The organism is Acinetobacter sp. YH12227 (assembly GCF_013417785.1).
Lineage (GTDB): Bacteria > Pseudomonadota > Gammaproteobacteria > Pseudomonadales > Moraxellaceae > Acinetobacter > Acinetobacter gandensis.
Genome location: NZ_VPDH01000169.1, coordinates 1 through 1389, shown reverse-complemented (window position 1 = coordinate 1389; position 1389 = coordinate 1). Strand labels below are relative to the sequence as shown.

Annotated in this window: 1 protein-coding gene; it reads left to right on the top strand. The window is 37.7% G+C overall.

The window, feature by feature from the left end; translation table 11 throughout:
- Positions 1 to 71: 71 nt before the first annotated feature.
- Positions 72 to 1376 carry an IS4 family transposase gene (locus tag FTV09_RS17710; protein ID WP_004282307.1) on the top strand — a complete coding sequence of 435 codons (1305 nt, stop codon included), beginning with the start codon at positions 72 to 74 and terminating at the stop codon, positions 1374 to 1376.
- Positions 1377 to 1389: the final 13 nt, after the last annotated feature.

Below are 1389 nucleotides of genomic sequence, written 5' to 3'. Positions count from 1 at the left end.
TAATGCCAGTCAGTTAAGCAAAAAAAGTTAAAATGCTGTAAAAAGAGCGTATGTAAATACGCTCTTTTTTTATGAATTTATCTCAGAATCTAGATTTAACATTAAAACAAACCCTACCTTCACTTTCACAATTCAGTGAATTGATTGATTTAAACTGGATTGAAGATTGCTTAGACCAAACAGGTAAAGCATCAATTCGAAAAAGAAAACTGCCTGCTGAACATGTTGTTTGGCTGGTAATCGGACTTGCTCTATTTCGAAATCAACCGATTTGGTATGTGGTTCAACAATTGCAACTTGTTTTCGGTACGGCAGAATACTGTGTACCGAGTGCATCCGTACAAGCAAGACAACGCTTAGGCTTAGAACCCATGAGTGCTTTATTTTCGACATTAAGTCAGGCATGGTTTAAAGACTCACAACAACAATATAGCAACTTTCACGGTCTATGCGTTTGTGCTGTAGATGGTGTGGTTTGGTCTATGCCTCATACAGAAGAAAACTTTAAGCACTTTGGTTCATCCAAAGGCAAAACAGCAGCTGCACCTTACCCACAAGTTAGAGCGACTTGCCTGGTGAATACCAATACCCATGAAATGATTGATGCCCAAATGGGCAGTATGGATCAAGGTGAATTAACCTTAGCCAGTCAATTAAAAGCACCAGTTCGCAGTATTACCCTATTTGATCGTGCTTACTTCTCTGCTGATTTTTTAGTGAGCTGGCAATCTCAGGCAGAAGAGAGTCATTGGTTGATGCGAGCAAAGGACAACCTGCGTTATGAAGTGATTCATCATAATGCGGCCCATGACTTTCAGATCAAAATGCCTGTTTCAGCAAGAGCAAAAAAGATAAATCCGTCATTGGGTGACTATTGGGAAGCACGTTTAATTGAAGTTGAATATGCAGGAAAAATAAGACGTTACATTACATCATTAACAGATTCTAAAGTTTATCCATTCAAAGACCTTGCAATGCTTTATATCCAGCGTTGGGAAATAGAAATGTGTTATCGGGAAATTAAAAGTGATTTACAGGATGCAAGGATTTTAAGAAGCAAACAACCTGATTTGGTCTATCAAGAATTGTGGGGGGTATTTATTGCATATAATATCTTAAGAAGACAGATGAGGTTTATCGCTGAACATGCAAAGGTGAGTCCTTTAAGGATCAGTTTCCATATTGCATCTATGAGTATTATCAATATCTTAAGGCACACACCTTTAGAATCAGCAGGAAACCTACCCAAACATTTAGCGCAATTATTTGAACAATCTAAAATATTTGTATTACCTGAAAAAAGGCAAAGGCAATGTCCGCGAGTAGTGAAAATTAAAGCACAAAAATATCCAAGAAAATGCCAGTCAATTTCTTAACTGACTGGCATTA

What these genes read in the sequence shown, in the direction of transcription:
- FTV09_RS17710 (WP_004282307.1), top strand. Translation starts at nt 72, where the DNA reads ATGAATTTATCTCAGAATCTAGATTTAACATTAAAACAAACCCTACCT.